Here is a 16357-nt window from a genome sequence, read left to right on the forward strand (position 1 = left end):
AGATCGGACTGGAGAGGGAAATGAGCACTTTCTTCTACATGCTTCTGGCGTTCGTTGTGGGTATCTTGGTTGGCTGGTTCATCTGGGGCCGCCTGCGCGGAGAGCTCGACAGTCTGCGAGGCGATCTCGACCGCACGCGAGGCGAGCGCGACAGGCTGCGCGCCGACAGCGATCGGTTGAAGGGCGAGCTCGACGCCTGCGGCCGTGCCCGCGCCGATCTCGAAAGCCGGCTGCGCGATGCCCCTGCCGCCAAGGCCGGCGCCGCTAAGGCCGCCGCGCCGGCGCCGGCGGCGCTGATGTCCACGCCTACGGCATCGGCAGCGGCAAACGCTGCTCCGGCGAAGTCGGCCGCCGCAAAGAAGCCGGCGGCAACGAAGACCGCGGCGCCGAAGCCGGCTGCCAAGGCCGCTGCGCCCAAGAAAGCGGCAGCCCCCGCGGCAAAGAAAGCTGCCGCGCCGACGACAGGCAAGGCCGACAATTTGCGCCGCCTCATCGGCATCGGGTCGGTCAATGAGAGGCTGCTTAACGGGCTAGGGGTCACCACCTATGCCCAGATCGCCGCCTGGACCGACGCCGACGTCAAACGCATCGAGGAGGTGCTCAATTTCGACGGCCGCATCGCGCGCGAAAAATGGATTGAGCAGGCGAAATTGCTGGCCGCCGGCGACGAGGCCGAATTCGCCCGCCAGTTCCCGAGCGCGGGAACCGCAAGCAACAGCTGAGCAATCCGCCTGTTGGCGTAAGGCGGCGCCCCCACAGGCGCCGCCTTTGTTTTGGGCCAGCCGCCTTTGCGCCGCCCGGCGCCGTTCCCTCGATTGCGCCTCGCCGAACCCCCATATAGAGCGGTCGACTGAATTGTCCGCACCCAAGGGTTCATGTCTCTGCCCGCAGCCATCTTCCGCAACGACGCGACCGCTCGTCAGCTGGTCTTCGATAGGCCGCGTGAGATCATCGTCGCGCACGAGGCGGAAGAGTTCACGCCCGCGCTTGAAAGGGCGCAGGCAGCCTCCGATTCCGGCAAATGGCTGGCGGGCTATTTCTCCTACGAAGCCGGTTACCTGCTCGAGCCCAAGCTGGTGCCGCTGCTGCCCGAAGGCCGCCGCGCGCCGTTGGTCTGTCTTGGCGTGTTCGATGCGCCTGTGGACCAGGCTGTGTCGCCGAACACCGGGCCTGCCAGCAACGGCCCGATCTTCGATGCCCGCGCAGCCTGGTCGGCCGAGGACTATGCCGGCCGCTTCGCGCGTCTTCACAATCACATCCGCAAGGGCGACTGCTATCAGGGCAACCTCACCTTCCCGGTCCGCGCGCAGTGGTCCGGCGATCCGCTTGCGGCGTTCGACGCGCTGACGGAACGCCAGCCGGTGAAATATGGCGCGCTGGTCTCGCTCGGCGATCCGATCGTCCTGTCGCGCTCGCCCGAATTGTTCTTCGAGATCGATGCCGACCGCATGATCGAGACGCATCCGATGAAAGGCACCGCGCCACGCGGCGCGACCAAGGCCGAAGACGCCCGGCTGAAAGCCTTCCTGCGCAACGACGAGAAGAACCAGGCCGAGAACCGGATGATCGTCGACCTTCTGCGCAACGACATCTCGCTGATCAGCGAAGTCGGCACGCTCGAGGTGCCGGAACTGTTCCGCATCGAGACCTATCCGACGGTGCACCAGATGGTGAGCCGCGTGCGGGCAAGGCTTTTGCCGGACATCGGCATCCGCCAGGTCTTCGCCGCGCTCTTCCCTTGCGGCTCGATCACCGGTGCGCCGAAAATCCGTGCCATGGAAATCCTGCATGAGCTGGAAGACGCACCGCGAGATGTCTATTGCGGCGCTATCGGCTGGATCGCGCCGGGCGGCAGGATGCGTTTTTCGGTGGCGATCCGCACCATCTCGCTCTTTGCCGACGGCGAGGCCGTCTACAATGTCGGCGGCGGCGTCGTCTTCGATTCCACCGCCGAAGAGGAGTATCGGGAGTGTCTGTTGAAAGCGCGCTTCGCGACGGGAACGGTGCCGGCTTCGAGCTGATCGAGACCATGCGCTGGGAGCCTGGCTCAGGCTTCCTGCGCTTCGAGCGCCACCTCGCGAGGCTTTATGCGTCCGCCGCCGAACTCGGCTTCGCCTGCGATCCGGCGCGGATCGGCGAGGTGCTTTCCAGCGCCGTCGGCGGACACGGAGTTGCCTTGCGCGTGCGCCTTGCCTTGCAGCGCAATGGCGAAGCGGCAGCCGCCGCTCAAGCCTATGAACCGCTGCCCACCGACAAGGTCTGGCGGCTGCAGCTGGCGCGCATCCGTCTCGATTCCGCCAACACGCTGCTGCGCCACAAGACAAGCCTGCGCCAGGTCTATACGCAGGCGCGCAGCGAGTATCTCGCGACCCGCGCCGACGAAGTGCTTCTGGCCAATGAGCGCGGCGAGCTCTGCGAGGGCACGATCACCAATCTCTTCGCCGATTTCGGCGACGGCCCGCTCGCCACGCCCCGCCTCGACTGCGGCCTTTTGCCTGGAATATTACGCGGCGAGCTTCTGGATGAAGGCCGCGCCGTGGAAGCGATCTACAGCTTCGACGATCTGAAGGCGGCGAAGGCGATCTTCGTCGGCAACTCGCTGCGCGGGCTGATCCCGGCGCGCCTTGGCTGATCGCCCTGGAGACATAAATCTGGATAACACCCAAACAGGCATGACCGTCCGCCAGCCAACCCATACGCCCTATGACGGGTCCTCGAAACTCTTCACCATCGGGCTGAAGCCGCTCGACTTTGACTGTTGGATCGAGGTCGATGAATTCCTGCTGCCGCATCTGGCCGAAAAGCAACGGCTCTATGCAGAAATCCCGGAAAAGGTCTTTGTCGAGGAAGACGGCACAAGCGAGGCTCAGCGCGAAGTGCTGGACCTGCTCGTCGTCCATCTCGAAGCCGCGCACCCCGGCACGCACCGCCGCAGCGGAGCGGATGTCGAGCCGATTGGTTTCGAGGAGACGATCGACAGGCTGCCTCCTGCCCTGCGCGAGGCGCCGCTGGCAAAGGCCTCGCTGCTCGTCCAGGAAGATCTGATCCTGATGCGCCGCGACGAGCGCGGCTGGCGGCTCGCCGCCGGCTCGCTCTGCTTTCCTTCGTCCTGGTCGCTGCAGGAGAAGTTCGGCAAGCCGCTGCAGGAGATCCACGAACCGGTGCCTGGATTCGGCCCTGGCACCCGGCCGGCAGATATCATCAACCGCATGTTCGACGGCCTGCAGGGCCAGGCAGTCGAGCGCTTCAACTGGTCGATCCAGGCCAACGATGCGCTCTATCATCCGCTTTCCAATGTCGAGCGCATTGATCGCGCAACGAACCGCCCGAGCCGCTTCCCCGACGGCGACGTCAAAGCCCATGCCTTCATTCGCGTCGAACGCCAGACGCTGCGCAAGCTTCCCGTCTCGCGCGACATCCTCTTCACCATCCGCATCCATCTCGACCCGCTCAAGCTGCTCATCCGCCATCCCGACCGGGCAGCGCTGGCCGCCTCCTTCGCGGAGCAGCTCCTGGCCCTTGACCAGCAACAACTCGACTATAAGGGCCTGACCGCCGACCGCGACCGGCTGGTCGAATTCCTCAGCGACATGGCCTGCACGCCTTAACCAAGCTTCCAGGCGGGCCTGGCCGGCGATTGGTGCTTTTCGCTGGTTTATGACAATGATCTGTGGTTGTAGCGCTTGGCCCTCGGGCAAAGGCCCCGGTTTTGCGCGTATTTGAAGGAGTGTGCGAAAAAATGGCGAATGAAAACTGGCCCGTTTACGGTGAAATCACCGGTCCCGTCGTGATGATCGGCTTCGGCTCGATCGGGCGGGGAACGCTGCCGCTGATCGAGCGCCATTTCAAGTTCGACAAGTCGCGCATGACGGTCATCGACCCGCGCGACACCGATCGCAAGCTGCTCGACGAGCGCGGGATCACCTTCGTGCAGGACGCGGTGACCGAGAAGAATTACAAGAAGCTGCTCACGCCGCTTCTGACCAATGGCGGCGGCCAGGGCTTTTGCGTCAACCTGTCGGTCGACACCGGCTCGGTGGACCTGATGAAATTGTGCCGCAAGCTCGGCGTGCTCTACATCGACACCGTCGTCGAGCCGTGGCTCGGCTTCTATTTCGACACCGAGGCCGACAATGCCAGCCGCACCAACTACGCGCTGCGCGAGGCGATGATCAAGGAAAAGCAAGACAAGCCCGGCGGCCCGACGGCGGTCTCCACCTGCGGCGCCAATCCCGGCATGGTCTCGTGGTTCGTCAAGAAGGCGCTGGTCAACCTCGCCACCGATCTCGGCCTCGAGTTTTCCGAGCCCGCGCAGGAGGATCGCGGGGCCTGGGCCAGGCTGATGAAGAAGGCCGGCATCAAGGGCATCCATATCGCCGAGCGCGACACCCAGCGCACGAAGAAGCCGAAGCCGATGAACGTGTTCTGGAACACCTGGTCGGTCGAAGGCTTCATTTCGGAGGGCCTGCAGCCGGCCGAGCTCGGCTGGGGCACGCATGAAAACTGGATGCCGAAGAACGGCAAGAAGCACAAGCACGGCTCCAAGGCGGCGATCTATCTGGAGCAGCCCGGCGCCAACACGCGCGTGCGCAGCTGGTGCCCGACGCCCGGCCCGCAATACGGCCTGCTGGTGACGCATAACGAGTCGATCTCGATCGCCGACTTCTTCACCGTGCGCTCGAAAAAGGGCAAGGTCCAGTATCGCCCGACCTGCCACTATGCCTACCATCCCTGCAACGACGCCATGCTGTCGCTGGACGAGATGTTCGGCGCCGCCGGCAAGTCGCAGCCGGTCCACCACGTGCTCGACGAGAACGAATTGGTCGACGGCGTCGACGAGCTCGGCGTGCTGCTCTACGGCCACGACAAGAACGCCTACTGGTACGGCTCGCAGCTGTCGCTGGCCGAGGCGCGCAAGCTCGCCCCCTACCAGAACGCCACCGGTCTGCAGGTGACCTCGGCTGTGCTTGCCGGCATGGTCTGGGCGCTGGAGAACCCGACCGCCGGCATCGTCGAGGCCGACGAGATGGACTACCGGCGTTGCCTCGAAGTGCAACTTCCCTATCTCGGGCCGGTCAGGGGCTACTACACCGACTGGACGCCGCTGGATAGCCGGCCGGGCCTCTTCCCCGAGGACCTGGACAAGGACGACCCGTGGCAGTTCCGCAACATTCTGGTCCGATAGCAGCCAGCCCGACAGCTCTCACCGCCTTGCAATCGCCCGGAAATCGGGCGATTGAGTATCGGCGGACTGAGGAGAGGATTTTCAGAATGACCATTGCGCGCAAACTGCTGTCGGCAGGCGCCGCGGCAAGCCTTCTGGCTGCGGCCGCCTGCACCACCACCGGACCTTCGCAACCACCGGCCGCCGCACCCAAGGGCGTCGAGGGCAACTGGATCGACGCCAAGGGCACAGGCTTGTCGACCTTCACGGCCGGCAATTTCACCACCGTCGCCACCGACACCGGGCAGAAACTGTCGGAAGGCAGCTACAGCATGACCGGACCGACCTCGGTCGAGATCCACGGCACCTCGCTGATCCGCCAGACGCCGGTCAGCTTCAACTGCCTGATGATCTCCACCACCCAGCTCAACTGCACCAGTGCCAGCGGCCAGAATTTCGTGCTGACGCGCCGGGCCTGAGGGCTAGCGAATGTCTCGCTGACAGGGACGGTGGCGTGAGCCGCCGTCTTTTTTGTGCCGGCAAACATCTCCCTGATTTGTGCTTGCATCGCCCAGGACCCGATGTGAACATGGCCCGAGGCTGACTGTTATTTTCCAGTCAAGCGAGGGCCTAGCATATTCGAAGTCAGCTTATCCGGGAGACGAAGATGAAGAAGATTGCCGCGATCCTAGCCCTGTCGGCCTCGGCGCTCGGCCTGTCGGCAGGCGTGTCTTTTGCCGACTACACGCTGAACATCCTGCATTTCAACGATTGGCACAGCCGCATCGAAGGCAACAACAAATACGAGTCGACCTGTTCGGCCGACGAAGAGACCAAGGGCGAATGCATCGGCGGCGCCGGCCGGCTGATCACGGCGATCGCTGAGGAGCGCAAGAAGCTCGAAGGCCAGAACGTGCTGCTGCTCAATGCCGGCGACAGCTTCCAGGGGTCGCTCTTCTACACCACCTACAAGGGTGCTGCGGAAGAGGAATTCCTCAATCAGATCAAGCCCGACGCGGTGACGCTCGGCAATCATGAGTTCGACGACGGCGAGACCGCCCTGGTGCCTTACCTTGACAAGGCGAAATTCCCCATCGTCAGCGCCAACGTCGTGCCCAACGACAAGTTCGGCGCCAAGGACAAGATCAAGCCGTCGATCGTCGTCGAGGTCGGCGGCCAGAAGATCGGCATCGTCGGCGCCGTCACCAATGACACGCCCGAACTCGCCTCGCCCGGTCCGAACATCGCCATCACGGATGACGTCAAGGCGATCACCGCCGAGGTCGAGAAGCTGAAGGCGCAAGGCATCAACAAGATCATCGCGGTCACCCATATCGGCTACCGGCGCGAGCGCGACGTCATCGCCAAGATCCCGGGGATCGACGTGGTGGTCGGCGGCCACAGCCACACGCTTCTGTCCAACACCGATCCGAAGGCCGAGGGTCCCTATCCGACGATGGTCGACAACCCCGACGGCTCCAAGGTGCCGGTGGTGCAGGCCGCGTCCTATTCGAAATATCTCGGCGAGTTCAAGGTCGTGTTCGACGACAACGGCGTCGTCAAGGAAGCCAGCGGCGCCCCGATCCATCTCGACAAGTCGATCACGCCCGATCCCGCTGTCCTTGCCCGCATCAAGGAGCTCGGCGCGCCGATCGAGGCGCTGAAGAACAAGGAGGTGGCCGAGACCACCAAGGCGATCGACGGCAGCCGCGAGAATTGCCGCGCGCGCGAATGCGAGATGGGCAATCTCGTCTCCGACGCCATCCTCGACCGCACCAAGGGCCAGGGCGTCGAGATCGTCATTTCGAATGGTGGCGGCCTGCGCGCCTCGATCGACCAGGGCATAGTGACCATGGGCGAGGTGCTGACCGTGCTGCCCTTCCAGAACACGCTGGCGACCTTCAAGATTTCCGGCAAGGACCTGGTTGCGGGCCTCGAAAGCGGTCTCAGCCAGGTCGAGGACGGCGCCGGCCGCTTCCCGCAGGTTGCCGGGCTGAAATATTCCTTCGACAAGTCGGTCGCGCCCAATGCCGGCCGCGTCAAATCGGTCGAAGTGATGGAGAACGGCGCCTGGGCGCCGATCAATCCCGACAAGCAGTATCTCGTCGCCACCAACAACTATGTCCGCCAGGGCGGCGACGGCTATAAGGTCTTCGCCGAGAAAGCGACGGATGCCTATGACTACGGCCCCGGCCTCGAACAGGTAGTGGCCGACTATCTCGGCGCGCATCGGCCCTACACGCCCAAGCTCGACGGCCGCATCACCGAGATTGTGGCAACCACGGCGGCGACCGAGCCGGCCAAGCCTGCGGAACCGGCAAAGGCTGCCGAGACCGCTCCCGCCGCCACCCAGGCGCCTGCGGCCGAGGCAGCAAAACCGGCCGAGGCTTCGCCGGCAAACAGCGAACCGGCGATGCCGGCTCTGCCTTCCGGTTCCAGCGACATTGCCGGCACCCCGCCGGCCGTTTCGGCTGAAACCGCTCCGGCCGCGCCCGCCGAGACCGCGAAGCCGGCTGAGACGGCGCCCGCGGCGCCGGCCGCGGAACCGGCAAAGCCTGCCGAGGCTGCCCCGGCAACCCCTGCTCCCGCGGCCGAACCCACAGAAACCAAGGCGGCAGAAACCAGCCACACCATCGCCGCCGGCGATACCTATTGGGACCTGGCCAAGAAAGCCTATGGCGACGCCGCCAAGTGGAAGCTCATCTCCGAAGCCAACAAGGATTATAAGCCGCGCCGCCTGCCGCTCGGCGCGACGCTGACCATTCCGCCGGCCGCGAAGTAACCGGTCATCCGGAACCCATGGCACCCGCTCAGGCAACCGGGCGGGTGTTCCTTTTTCAGATCGTAACGCGGTAAGGTGCGGCCAGACGCGGCATTGAAACCCGCCAGGGCATCGCTAGTTTCGCGGCGCTACCGGAGACTGTTGATGACGCTTGCCAATCCTACCGATGCCGAAGCCGCAAAGGCAGTCGGTCCGCTGTCCGCCGACGCCGCACCGGTCAGGCCAGGCAAGATCGGCATCATGCTGGTCAATCTCGGTACGCCCGACGGCACCGACTTCAAGCCGATGTGGCGCTACCTGCGCGAATTCCTTTCCGACCCGCGCGTTATCGAGCTCAACAAGGCGATCTGGTATCCGATCCTCTACGGGCTGGTGCTGACAACCCGGCCGAAGAAGTCCGGCGCCAACTACGCCCGTATCTGGAACCGGGAGATGAACGAGTCGCCGTTGCGCACGTTCACCCGCGCGCAGGGTGAGAAGCTGGCCGCCGCACTGGCCGACCTGCCCGATGTGGTGGTCGATTGGGCGATGCGCTACGGCAGTCCCTCGACGGCAAGCGTCGTCCAAAGACTGGTCGAGCAGGGCTGCGAGCGCATCCTGACCTTCCCGCTCTATCCGCAATATTCGGCGACGACGACGGCGACGGCAAACGACCAGCTGTTCCGTGCGCTGATGAAGATCAGGCACGCGCCGGCGATCCGCAGCGTGCCGCCCTATTATGACGAGCCGGTCTATATCGAGGCGCTTGCGCTTTCGATCGAGAAGCACATCGCGACGTTTGATTTCGTGCCGGAGGTGGTGATCACATCCTATCACGGCATCCCGAAACCCTATTCCGACAAGGGCGATCCGTACCGGGCGCATTGCCTGGAGACGACGCGGCTGCTGCGGGCAAGGCTCGGCTGGGACGAGAACCAGCTCATCACCACCTTCCAGTCGCGTTTCGGCGCGCAGGAATGGTTGCAGCCCTATACCGACATCACGGTCGAGAAACTGGCCAAGGACGGCATGAAATCGATCGCCATCGTCAATCCGGGCTTTTCCGTCGACTGCATCGAGACGCTGGACGAGATCGGCCGTGAAGCGGCCGAAACCTTCCATCAGGCCGGCGGCAAGAACTTCGCCCACATCCCCTGTCTCAACGACAGTGCCGAGGGCATGGCTGTAATCGAAGCACTGGTGCGGCGCGAGCTCGCCGGCTGGGTGTGACCGGCTTCACCGACAGGCTTGAAACCGGTGCGCAAAAGCCTTCGCTAACGATCAACTGATTGTAACGTTGCGGAAACACACTTAAGTGATTCCGTGAGGTCGCCGCCTTTGAGGGAGAAGCGAAATGAGCTTTAGCGGTTTCGACATTGCGATTATGGTTCTTGTTGCACTTGTCGTTTTGGTGCTTTTCAAGGGCATTCGGACAATACCCCAAGGCTACAACTATACGGTTGAGCGGTTTGGCCGTTATACCAAGACATTAAGCCCCGGCCTCAATCTCATCGTTCCGTTCATCGACCGCATCGGCGCCAAGATGAACATGATGGAGCAGGTGCTCGATGTTCCCAGTCAGGAAATCATCACCCGCGACAATGCCATCGTCGGCGTCGATGGGATCGCCTTCTTCCAGATACTCAATGCGGCGCAGGCTGCCTACCAGGTCTCCGGCCTGCAGAACGCCATCCTCAACCTCACCATGACCAACATCCGCACGGTCATGGGTTCGATGGATCTCGATGAGCTGCTGTCCAACCGTGACGCCATCAATGAGCGCCTGCTGCGCGTCGTCGATGAAGCCGCGCATCCATGGGGCATCAAGATCACCCGCGTCGAGATCAAGGACATCAATCCGCCGGCCAATCTCATTGAATCGATGGGGCGGCAGATGACGGCCGAGCGCAACAAGCGCGCGCAGATCCTGGCCGCCGAAGGTCTCAAGCAGTCGCAGATCCTCGAGGCCGAAGGCCGCAAAGAAGCCGCCTTCCGCGATGCCGAGGCGCGCGAGCGCTCGGCCGAAGCCGAAGCCCGCGCCACGCAAGTCGTGTCGGAGGCGATTTCCAAGGGCGACGTCCAGGCCCTCAACTATTTCGTCGCCCAGAAATATACCGAGGCTCTGACCAGGATCGGCTCTGCCACGAACAGCAAGGTCGTGCTGATGCCGCTGGAGGCCTCCTCGCTGATTGGCACTCTCGGCGGCATTGGCGAGATCGCCAAGGAGGTCTTCAGGAACGAAGGCACCGCCGGCGCGCAAAGGCAGGCCGCCCGACCGCCGGTGGTTCGCCCGAGCGAGAATTGATGTCTTAAGGAGCACACTCATATGCTCGACCGCATTATTTCCGAACTGGGCCCGTGGAACTGGATGGTTCTGGGTATCGCCCTGCTCGTGATGGAAGTCGTTGCGCCGGGTATCTTCATGCTGTGGATCGGCATTGCCGCCCTGATCATCGGCGCCGTATCGCTGCTCATCTGGGACGCCGGGTTCTGGACCTGGCAAATCCAGGTTCTCGCCTTTCTCGCACTATCGCTGGTTTCAGCCTATGTCGGCTCGAAGCTGGTTGGCGGGCGGCAGGATCCAACCGACCAGCCGCTGCTCAATCGCCGCGGCGCCCAAATGATCGGCAAGATGGCGACCCTGGCCGAACCGATCAAGGACGGCCGTGGCCGCATCAAACTCGGCGACACACTATGGCGCGTCTCAGGCCCGGATCTGCCGGCCGGCACGCAGGTGCGCGTGACGGGAGCCGCCGATACTGACCTGGAGCTGACTGTCGAGGCTGTTTGAGCAGATAACCAGCCTCACCTGAATATCAGTGCGTCTTACGCCGCGCCGATGCGCAGCAGGTCGTGAAGATGCACCAATCCCACGGGCCGCCCGCCCTCGACGACCATCAGGCTGGTGATGGCGGAGGTGTTGATCGTCTGCAGCGCCGTCGCCACCAGCGTGTCGGGGCTTGCGGTCTTCGGCTTCTTCGTCATCACCTGATCGACGCTCATCGAAAGAAGGTCGCTCGCGATGTGGCGGCGGATGTCGCCATCGGTGATGATGCCGACCAGCGCGCCGTCGGCGCCGGTGATCGCCACGCAGCCGAAACCCTTGCGCGACAATTCCAGGATCGCCTCGCGCATGCCGGTGCCCGACGACACCAGCGGCAGCCTTTCGCCGACATGCATGATCTCGCGCAGCTGGGCCAGATTGGCGCCGAGCTGTCCGCCCGGGTGGAAGGTGCGGAAATGATCCGGCGTGAAACCGCGCGCCTCGAGCAGCGCGATCGCCAGCGCATCGCCCATGACGAGTTGCAGCAAGGCGGAGGTTGTGGGCGCCAGCCCATGCGGACAGGCCTCAGGCACGGCGGGCAGGAGCAGGACCACATCGGCCGCCCGCGCCAGCGCCGAGTTTTCGCCGGAAGTGATTGCGATCAGCGGGATGGAAAAACGCCTTGAATAGGCGACGATGCCCATCAATTCCTTGCTCTCGCCCGACCACGACATGGCGATGATGGCGTCGTCCTTGGCGATCATGCCGAGATCGCCGTGATTGGCCTCGGCCGGATGGACGAAAAAAGCTGGCGTGCCGGTTGAGGCAAGCGTCGCGGCGATCTTGGAGCCGATATGGCCGCTCTTGCCGACACCGGTAACGATGACACGGCCCTCGATCCGCGAGATCAAGTCGATCGCAGCGGCAAAAGGCTCGGCCAGGCCGTCTGCGAGCGCGGTGGCCAGCGCCGCCACGCCGGCCTGCTCCGTCGCCACCGTTCTCAGCGCCGATTCGATCGCAGCCTGCCTGTCCGGCTGCTTTCTTTCTGGGGACCCCGCATGCATGGGCGAAGCGATTAGCGCTTTGCCGCGTCCCTGTCCAACAGAATTGCCTTAGCCTCCGGTTGGAGGGGCTCTGAGGCGGCTCTCTCAACCCTCCGTTAACCATCCGCATTTACGGTTCGGTAAGTATGGCGCAAGCGCGCCGCGCAAGCAGTGGTGACGATGTCCGGGGGCCAGCCTGAAACGAAAATCGGTCGAAGGGGCATTGCCGTTGCAGCACTGCTGCTGACGGCAAGCGCGCTTGCCTTGCTGCGCCCGGTGCCTGCGTTTTCGCAGGAAACCGAGCTGCGCGGCGAGGTCTCCGAATCGGCCATACTCGCCGACCAGCAGCGCAAGGCGAGGCAGTTGCGGGCGCAAGGATCGCTGGATCAGGCCCCGCCTGCGGTTGCGGCCGCCCAGGACACGGCGCCGACGACATACCAGCCGTCGAGCCCCGGCGCCGTTCCCGATAATGATCCGGCGGCGGGCGCGCCGGACAGCATCTTCGACCAGCCGCAGGCAACAGACGATCCGTTGGCCGTTACGACAAAGCCGGCAAAACCGCGCCGGCCCTCGACGGCGAATCGGCGCACGCAGGACACCAAGACCGACGCCAAGGCGAATACCAAGACCGCCGACAAGAAGAAGGCCAAGAAGAAGGCGGGTGAGACCACCGACAGAACGACCACCGCCGCGACCGCCGCCTCCGGTGGCCAGACCGACACCGCGGCGACCGACGACGACGGCAGCAACCGCCGCGCCTCCACCATCGACAGCGTCGACAAGCAGAAGCTCGACCCAGGCCAGGAGCGCACCGCATCCATCGAAGGCCGGAAGGTCAAGCCGGAGGAGGATCCCTTCGCTGCTCCCGGCATCAAGGTCGGCACCTTTGTCTTCCGGCCAACGCTCGAGCAAGGCTTCACCGCGACCTCTAATGCCGATTCCAGCAGCACAGGCAAATCCGCCGTTCTGTCCGAGACGGCGCTGCGTTTCACCGCGACCTCCGACTGGCGCGAGAATTCGGCTCTGATCACCGGCTACGGCCAGTTCCGCAACACCGTCTCGGGCGAAAAGATCAACGATGCGCAGGGCCGCATCGAAGGCCAGCTCAATGTCGATCTCGACAACGAGCTGCGCGCCATCGCCAAGCTCGGCTATGAGGCAGCACCGGAATCAGCCTCCTCGCCGGACGCGATCGCCGGCGTCAACCAACAGCCGTTGCGCCAGACCCTGGACGGCAGCCTCGGTCTCGAAAAGAGTGTCGGCAAGATGCGTTACACGCTGACCGGCGCGGTCTCGCATGACGTCTATGGCGATGCCGAGCTCACCGACGGCGCCACGATATCGCAGAAAGATCGCAACAATACGCTCTACACTGCCACTTTGCGCACCGGCTATGAGATTTCGCCGGCGCTCACGCCCTTCACGGAAGTCGAACTCGGCCGCCGGGTCTATGATCAGCGTCTCGATACCGACGGCTTTGAGCGCTCCTCGAAGCGGCTCGGGGCGCGCGCCGGCCTCGAGCTCGACATGGGCGAGAAGCTATCGGGCGAATTCTCCGTCGGCTGGTTGCGCGAGGCGATCGACGACAGCCGCCTGCCGGCAATCGCCGGGCCGTCCATCAATGCCGACCTCAAATGGTCGCCCGAGCGCGGCACCATCATCGGCCTCACCGGCAAGACCAGCGTCGAGACCACCACAACGGCAAACGAGAGCGGCGACATCCTCTACTCCGGACGTCTGACCGGCGAGCGCCAGATCCGCGCCAATCTGACGGCGAACTCAGCGCTAGGCCTCGATTGGCGCGATTACACTGGCTCCGACGGCCACGACATGATCCTGAGCGCCGAGGCCGGGCTGACCTGGTGGCTGAACCGCTATGCCGGGGTTACCACCCGCGTCAGGACCGAGAAGCTGACCAGCAACCTGCCTGGTCGCGACTACACGGCCAACAGCGTCTATCTCGGACTGAAGGTCCAGCGCTGAAGAGCGGCAACGGCCCAAGCCTATGCCGAGATTCAGGTCAGGCCGAGTCGAGACCGGCGGGTTCCGAGAACCGGCCTTTGCCGGCCGAAGCCTTTATAGAACGGACACACTTATGAGGGCTTCGGCCGGCGAAGGCCGGAGCGGAGCGTACTCAAAGTACGTGAGCACCGAAGCGCAGGAACCTGCCGTTCGCAGACCGGCCTCACCTGAATCTCGGCATTGGCTAGAACGCCGCGCCGCGGCGCTCCGCCGGCCGCACCTCGTCCAGCAGCGTGCGGATGACACCGGCCATGCTTGCGTTCATGTCGCTGCGCCACAGCGCGAAGGCGACATTGGCCTCGACGAAACCTTCCGGCGAGCCGCAATCGAAGGTGCGACCCTTGTAGTGATAGCCGAAGAAAGGCTGCTGTTTTTCCAGCTTCAGCATCGCGTCGGTCAGCTGGATTTCGTTGCCGGCGCCGCGTTCCTGGCTTTCCAGGATGCCGAAGATTTCCGGCTGCAGGATGTAGCGGCCGTTGATGTAGAGGTTGGACGGCGCAGTGCCCTGTTTCGGCTTCTCCACCATGCCGGTGATGCGGAAGCCGTGATGCGCGTCCTCGCCGCGGCCGACAATGCCGTATTTATGCGCTTCCGCCGGGTCGCATTCCTGCACGGCGACGATGTTGTTGCCGGTCGCGGCATAGAGTTCGACCATACTCCTCATGCAGCTCTTTTCCGACTGCATGATCATGTCCGGCAGGAGCAGCGCGAAGGGTTCATCGCCGACCAATTCGCGGGCGCACCAGACGGCGTGGCCGAGGCCCATCGGCACCTGCTGGCGCGTGAAGCTCGTCTGTCCCGGCGCCGGCTGCAGCCGCTGCAGGCGCGCGAGCTGGTCGTCCTTGCCGCGCTGGGCGAGCGTGTCATAGAGCTCGAACTGCACGTCGAAATGGTCCTCGATAACCGCCTTGTTACGCCCGGTGACGAAGATGAAATGCTCGATGCCGGCCTCGCGCGCCTCGTCGACTACATATTGGATGACCGGCCGGTCGACGACGGTCAGCATTTCCTTCGGGATGGCCTTGGTGGCCGGAAGAAACCGCGTGCCGAGGCCGGCGACCGGGAAAACTGCCTTGCGAACGCGCTTCATGCTGACACCCCCTTCCGTTTCGGCCAATTATCCGCTCGGCGGCACGCTCCGCAATCCCCCAAACATTTTCACGACGGAATCATTTTCACGCCGGAATGTTGGATTAACGGCGAGCAGTGAACGTAACAGCTAAAAGCCGCGATACCTCTTTTCGTTCCCGATGGCTCCTATGGTAAACTAAATACTAACCCGGTTCGGCGTTGAATGGTCTTCCTGATTTGACGAAGGAGGAAATGATGTCCGTTCGCAACACCGCGAGGCGCCTGACGGCATTGGCTACGGCCGCCGGCCTCGCGCTGGCCTTGTTGGTGCCCGCCGGTCCTGCTTTCGCCGATGCCGGGTTCCGTCAGTGGGTCGCGGGTTTTCGCGGCACCGCGGTGGCCGGCGGCGTTTCGGGCGCTGTCTACGACCAGGCTATGAGAGGCATCGAGCCCGACCCGGTCGTGCTGGAAAAGGCCCGCACCCAGCCGGAATTCACCGCCCCCGCCTGGGATTATTTCGACAACCGCGTACATGACCAGTCGGTGGCCAACGGCCGGGCAATGGCGAAGAAATGGAAGCCTTGGCTCGATCGGATCGAGGCGCGGTTCGGTGTCGACCGCAATATCCTTCTGGCGATCTGGTCGATGGAATCGAACTATGGCGAGATCCTCAAGCGCGACGACATCATGCGCAATGTCATACGTTCGCTTTCCACGCTCGCCTATGGCGACGCGAAGCGCTCGAAATATGCGCGCACCCAATTGATCGCGGCCTTGAAGATCCTGCAGACCGGCGACATCGACGAGAGCCATCTGATGGGCTCCTGGGCCGGCGCGATGGGTCAGACCCAGTTCATTCCGACCAGCTATCAGCGCTATGCGGTCGACATGGACGGCAACGGCAGGCGTGACATCTGGAATTCGATCCCCGACGCGCTGGCGACCTCGGCCAATCTGCTCAAGAAGAACGGCTGGCAGGCCGGCAAGACCTGGGGCTATGAGGTCACTATCCCGGCCGGCAAACTGCCCGGCGGAGCAAAGACGATCGCCCAATGGCAGGCGCTCGGCGTCGTCAGGGCCAACGGCAAGCCGTTCAGGAACCTGACCGACAAGGCGACGCTGAAAGTGCCGGACGGCCGGGGTGGCCCCGCCTTCCTGATGATCAGGAATTTCTCGGTGATCAAAGCCTACAACAATGCCGACAAATACGCCTTGGCCGTCGGCCTGCTCGCCGACGAGATCGCCGGCGGCCCCGGCCTAGTGCAGGACTGGCAGCGGCCCTTCACCAAGCTAAGCTTCGAGGAGCGGCAGGAGTTGCAAAAGCGGCTTTCCGAGCACGGTTACTATGACGGCAAGTTCGACGGCAAGATCGGCGACGGCTCGAAGGCCGCCATCATGGCCTATCAGGCAAAGGTTGGCCTGACCCAGGATGGCTATCCGAGCCTGGAAGTGCTCAAATGGCTTCGCAAGCAGTAGAGCCTGCGGAAGCGCCAGGCGTTCTTTCAAAGACGGCACGGATGCTGTAGCGCTTC

At 63.8% G+C, this 16357-nt stretch carries 14 protein-coding genes; 12 read left to right on the forward strand and 2 right to left on the reverse strand.

Annotation, left to right across the window (positions count from 1 at the left end; all coding sequences use genetic code 11):
• The first annotated feature begins 20 nt into the window (after positions 1-20).
• From LB553_RS15540 to LB553_RS15585, 10 genes are all read left to right on the forward strand, one after another.
• Complete coding sequence (locus tag LB553_RS15540; protein WP_224514541.1) at positions 21-722, forward strand: proton-conducting membrane transporter; 702 nt, start codon at positions 21-23, stop codon at positions 720-722.
• A 153-nt stretch (positions 723-875) separates the two neighbouring features.
• Positions 876-2021, forward strand: coding sequence for an aminodeoxychorismate synthase component I (locus LB553_RS15545; RefSeq protein ID WP_224514543.1), 1146 nt, complete (start codon positions 876-878; stop codon positions 2019-2021).
• On the forward strand, positions 1970-2632 hold the full coding sequence (locus LB553_RS15550; protein WP_224514545.1) for an aminotransferase class IV family protein: 663 nt from the start codon (positions 1970-1972) through the stop codon (positions 2630-2632). The genes LB553_RS15545 and LB553_RS15550 overlap by 52 nt, the downstream gene beginning before the upstream one ends.
• Positions 2633-2672: 40 nt before the next feature.
• On the forward strand, positions 2673-3608 hold the full coding sequence (locus tag LB553_RS15555; RefSeq protein ID WP_224514546.1) for a heme-dependent oxidative N-demethylase family protein: 936 nt from the start codon (positions 2673-2675) through the stop codon (positions 3606-3608).
• 131 nt (positions 3609-3739) lie between these two features.
• The gene (locus LB553_RS15560) at positions 3740-5185 is read left to right on the forward strand and encodes a homospermidine synthase (RefSeq protein ID WP_224514548.1); all 1446 of its coding nucleotides are present in this window, start codon (positions 3740-3742) and stop codon (positions 5183-5185) included.
• Between the two features lie 86 nt (positions 5186-5271).
• A complete protein-coding gene (locus LB553_RS15565) occupies positions 5272-5643 on the forward strand; it encodes a hypothetical protein (RefSeq protein ID WP_224514550.1) in 372 nt (123 codons plus the stop codon).
• Between the two features lie 188 nt (positions 5644-5831).
• A complete protein-coding gene (locus LB553_RS15570; protein WP_224514552.1) occupies positions 5832-7946 on the forward strand; it encodes a bifunctional metallophosphatase/5'-nucleotidase in 2115 nt (704 codons plus the stop codon).
• Between the two features lie 144 nt (positions 7947-8090).
• Positions 8091-9155 carry a ferrochelatase gene (gene hemH / locus LB553_RS15575; protein WP_224514554.1) on the forward strand — a complete coding sequence of 355 codons (1065 nt, stop codon included), beginning with the start codon at positions 8091-8093 and terminating at the stop codon, positions 9153-9155.
• A gap of 124 nt (positions 9156-9279) precedes the next feature.
• Positions 9280-10230, forward strand: coding sequence for an SPFH domain-containing protein (locus LB553_RS15580; protein WP_224514556.1), 951 nt, complete (start codon positions 9280-9282; stop codon positions 10228-10230).
• Between the two features lie 21 nt (positions 10231-10251).
• On the forward strand, positions 10252-10716 hold the full coding sequence (locus tag LB553_RS15585) for an NfeD family protein (RefSeq protein WP_224514558.1): 465 nt from the start codon (positions 10252-10254) through the stop codon (positions 10714-10716).
• A 35-nt stretch (positions 10717-10751) separates the two neighbouring features.
• Here the strand turns inward: LB553_RS15585 and LB553_RS15590 are convergent, their stop codons facing one another.
• Positions 10752-11753: a KpsF/GutQ family sugar-phosphate isomerase gene (locus LB553_RS15590; protein ID WP_224514560.1), complete on the reverse strand. Its 1002-nt coding sequence runs from the start codon at positions 11751-11753 to the stop codon at positions 10752-10754.
• A 159-nt stretch (positions 11754-11912) separates the two neighbouring features.
• On the opposite strand from LB553_RS15590, the gene LB553_RS15595 reads away from it, so the two are divergent.
• Positions 11913-13715, forward strand: a complete 1803-nt coding sequence (locus LB553_RS15595) for an outer membrane beta-barrel protein (protein WP_224514562.1) — start codon at positions 11913-11915, stop codon at positions 13713-13715.
• A gap of 223 nt (positions 13716-13938) precedes the next feature.
• Here LB553_RS15595 and galU read toward each other — a convergent pair whose 3' ends face one another.
• Positions 13939-14844: a UTP--glucose-1-phosphate uridylyltransferase GalU gene (gene galU / locus LB553_RS15600; protein WP_224514564.1), complete on the reverse strand. Its 906-nt coding sequence runs from the start codon at positions 14842-14844 to the stop codon at positions 13939-13941.
• A gap of 236 nt (positions 14845-15080) precedes the next feature.
• Between galU and LB553_RS15605 the strand changes: the two genes are divergently transcribed.
• A complete protein-coding gene (locus LB553_RS15605) occupies positions 15081-16301 on the forward strand; it encodes a lytic murein transglycosylase (RefSeq protein ID WP_224514565.1) in 1221 nt (406 codons plus the stop codon).
• The last annotated feature ends 56 nt before the right edge of the window (positions 16302-16357 follow it).

It is taken from the genome of Mesorhizobium sp. CA8 (assembly GCF_020164955.1).
Lineage (GTDB): Bacteria > Pseudomonadota > Alphaproteobacteria > Rhizobiales > Rhizobiaceae > Mesorhizobium.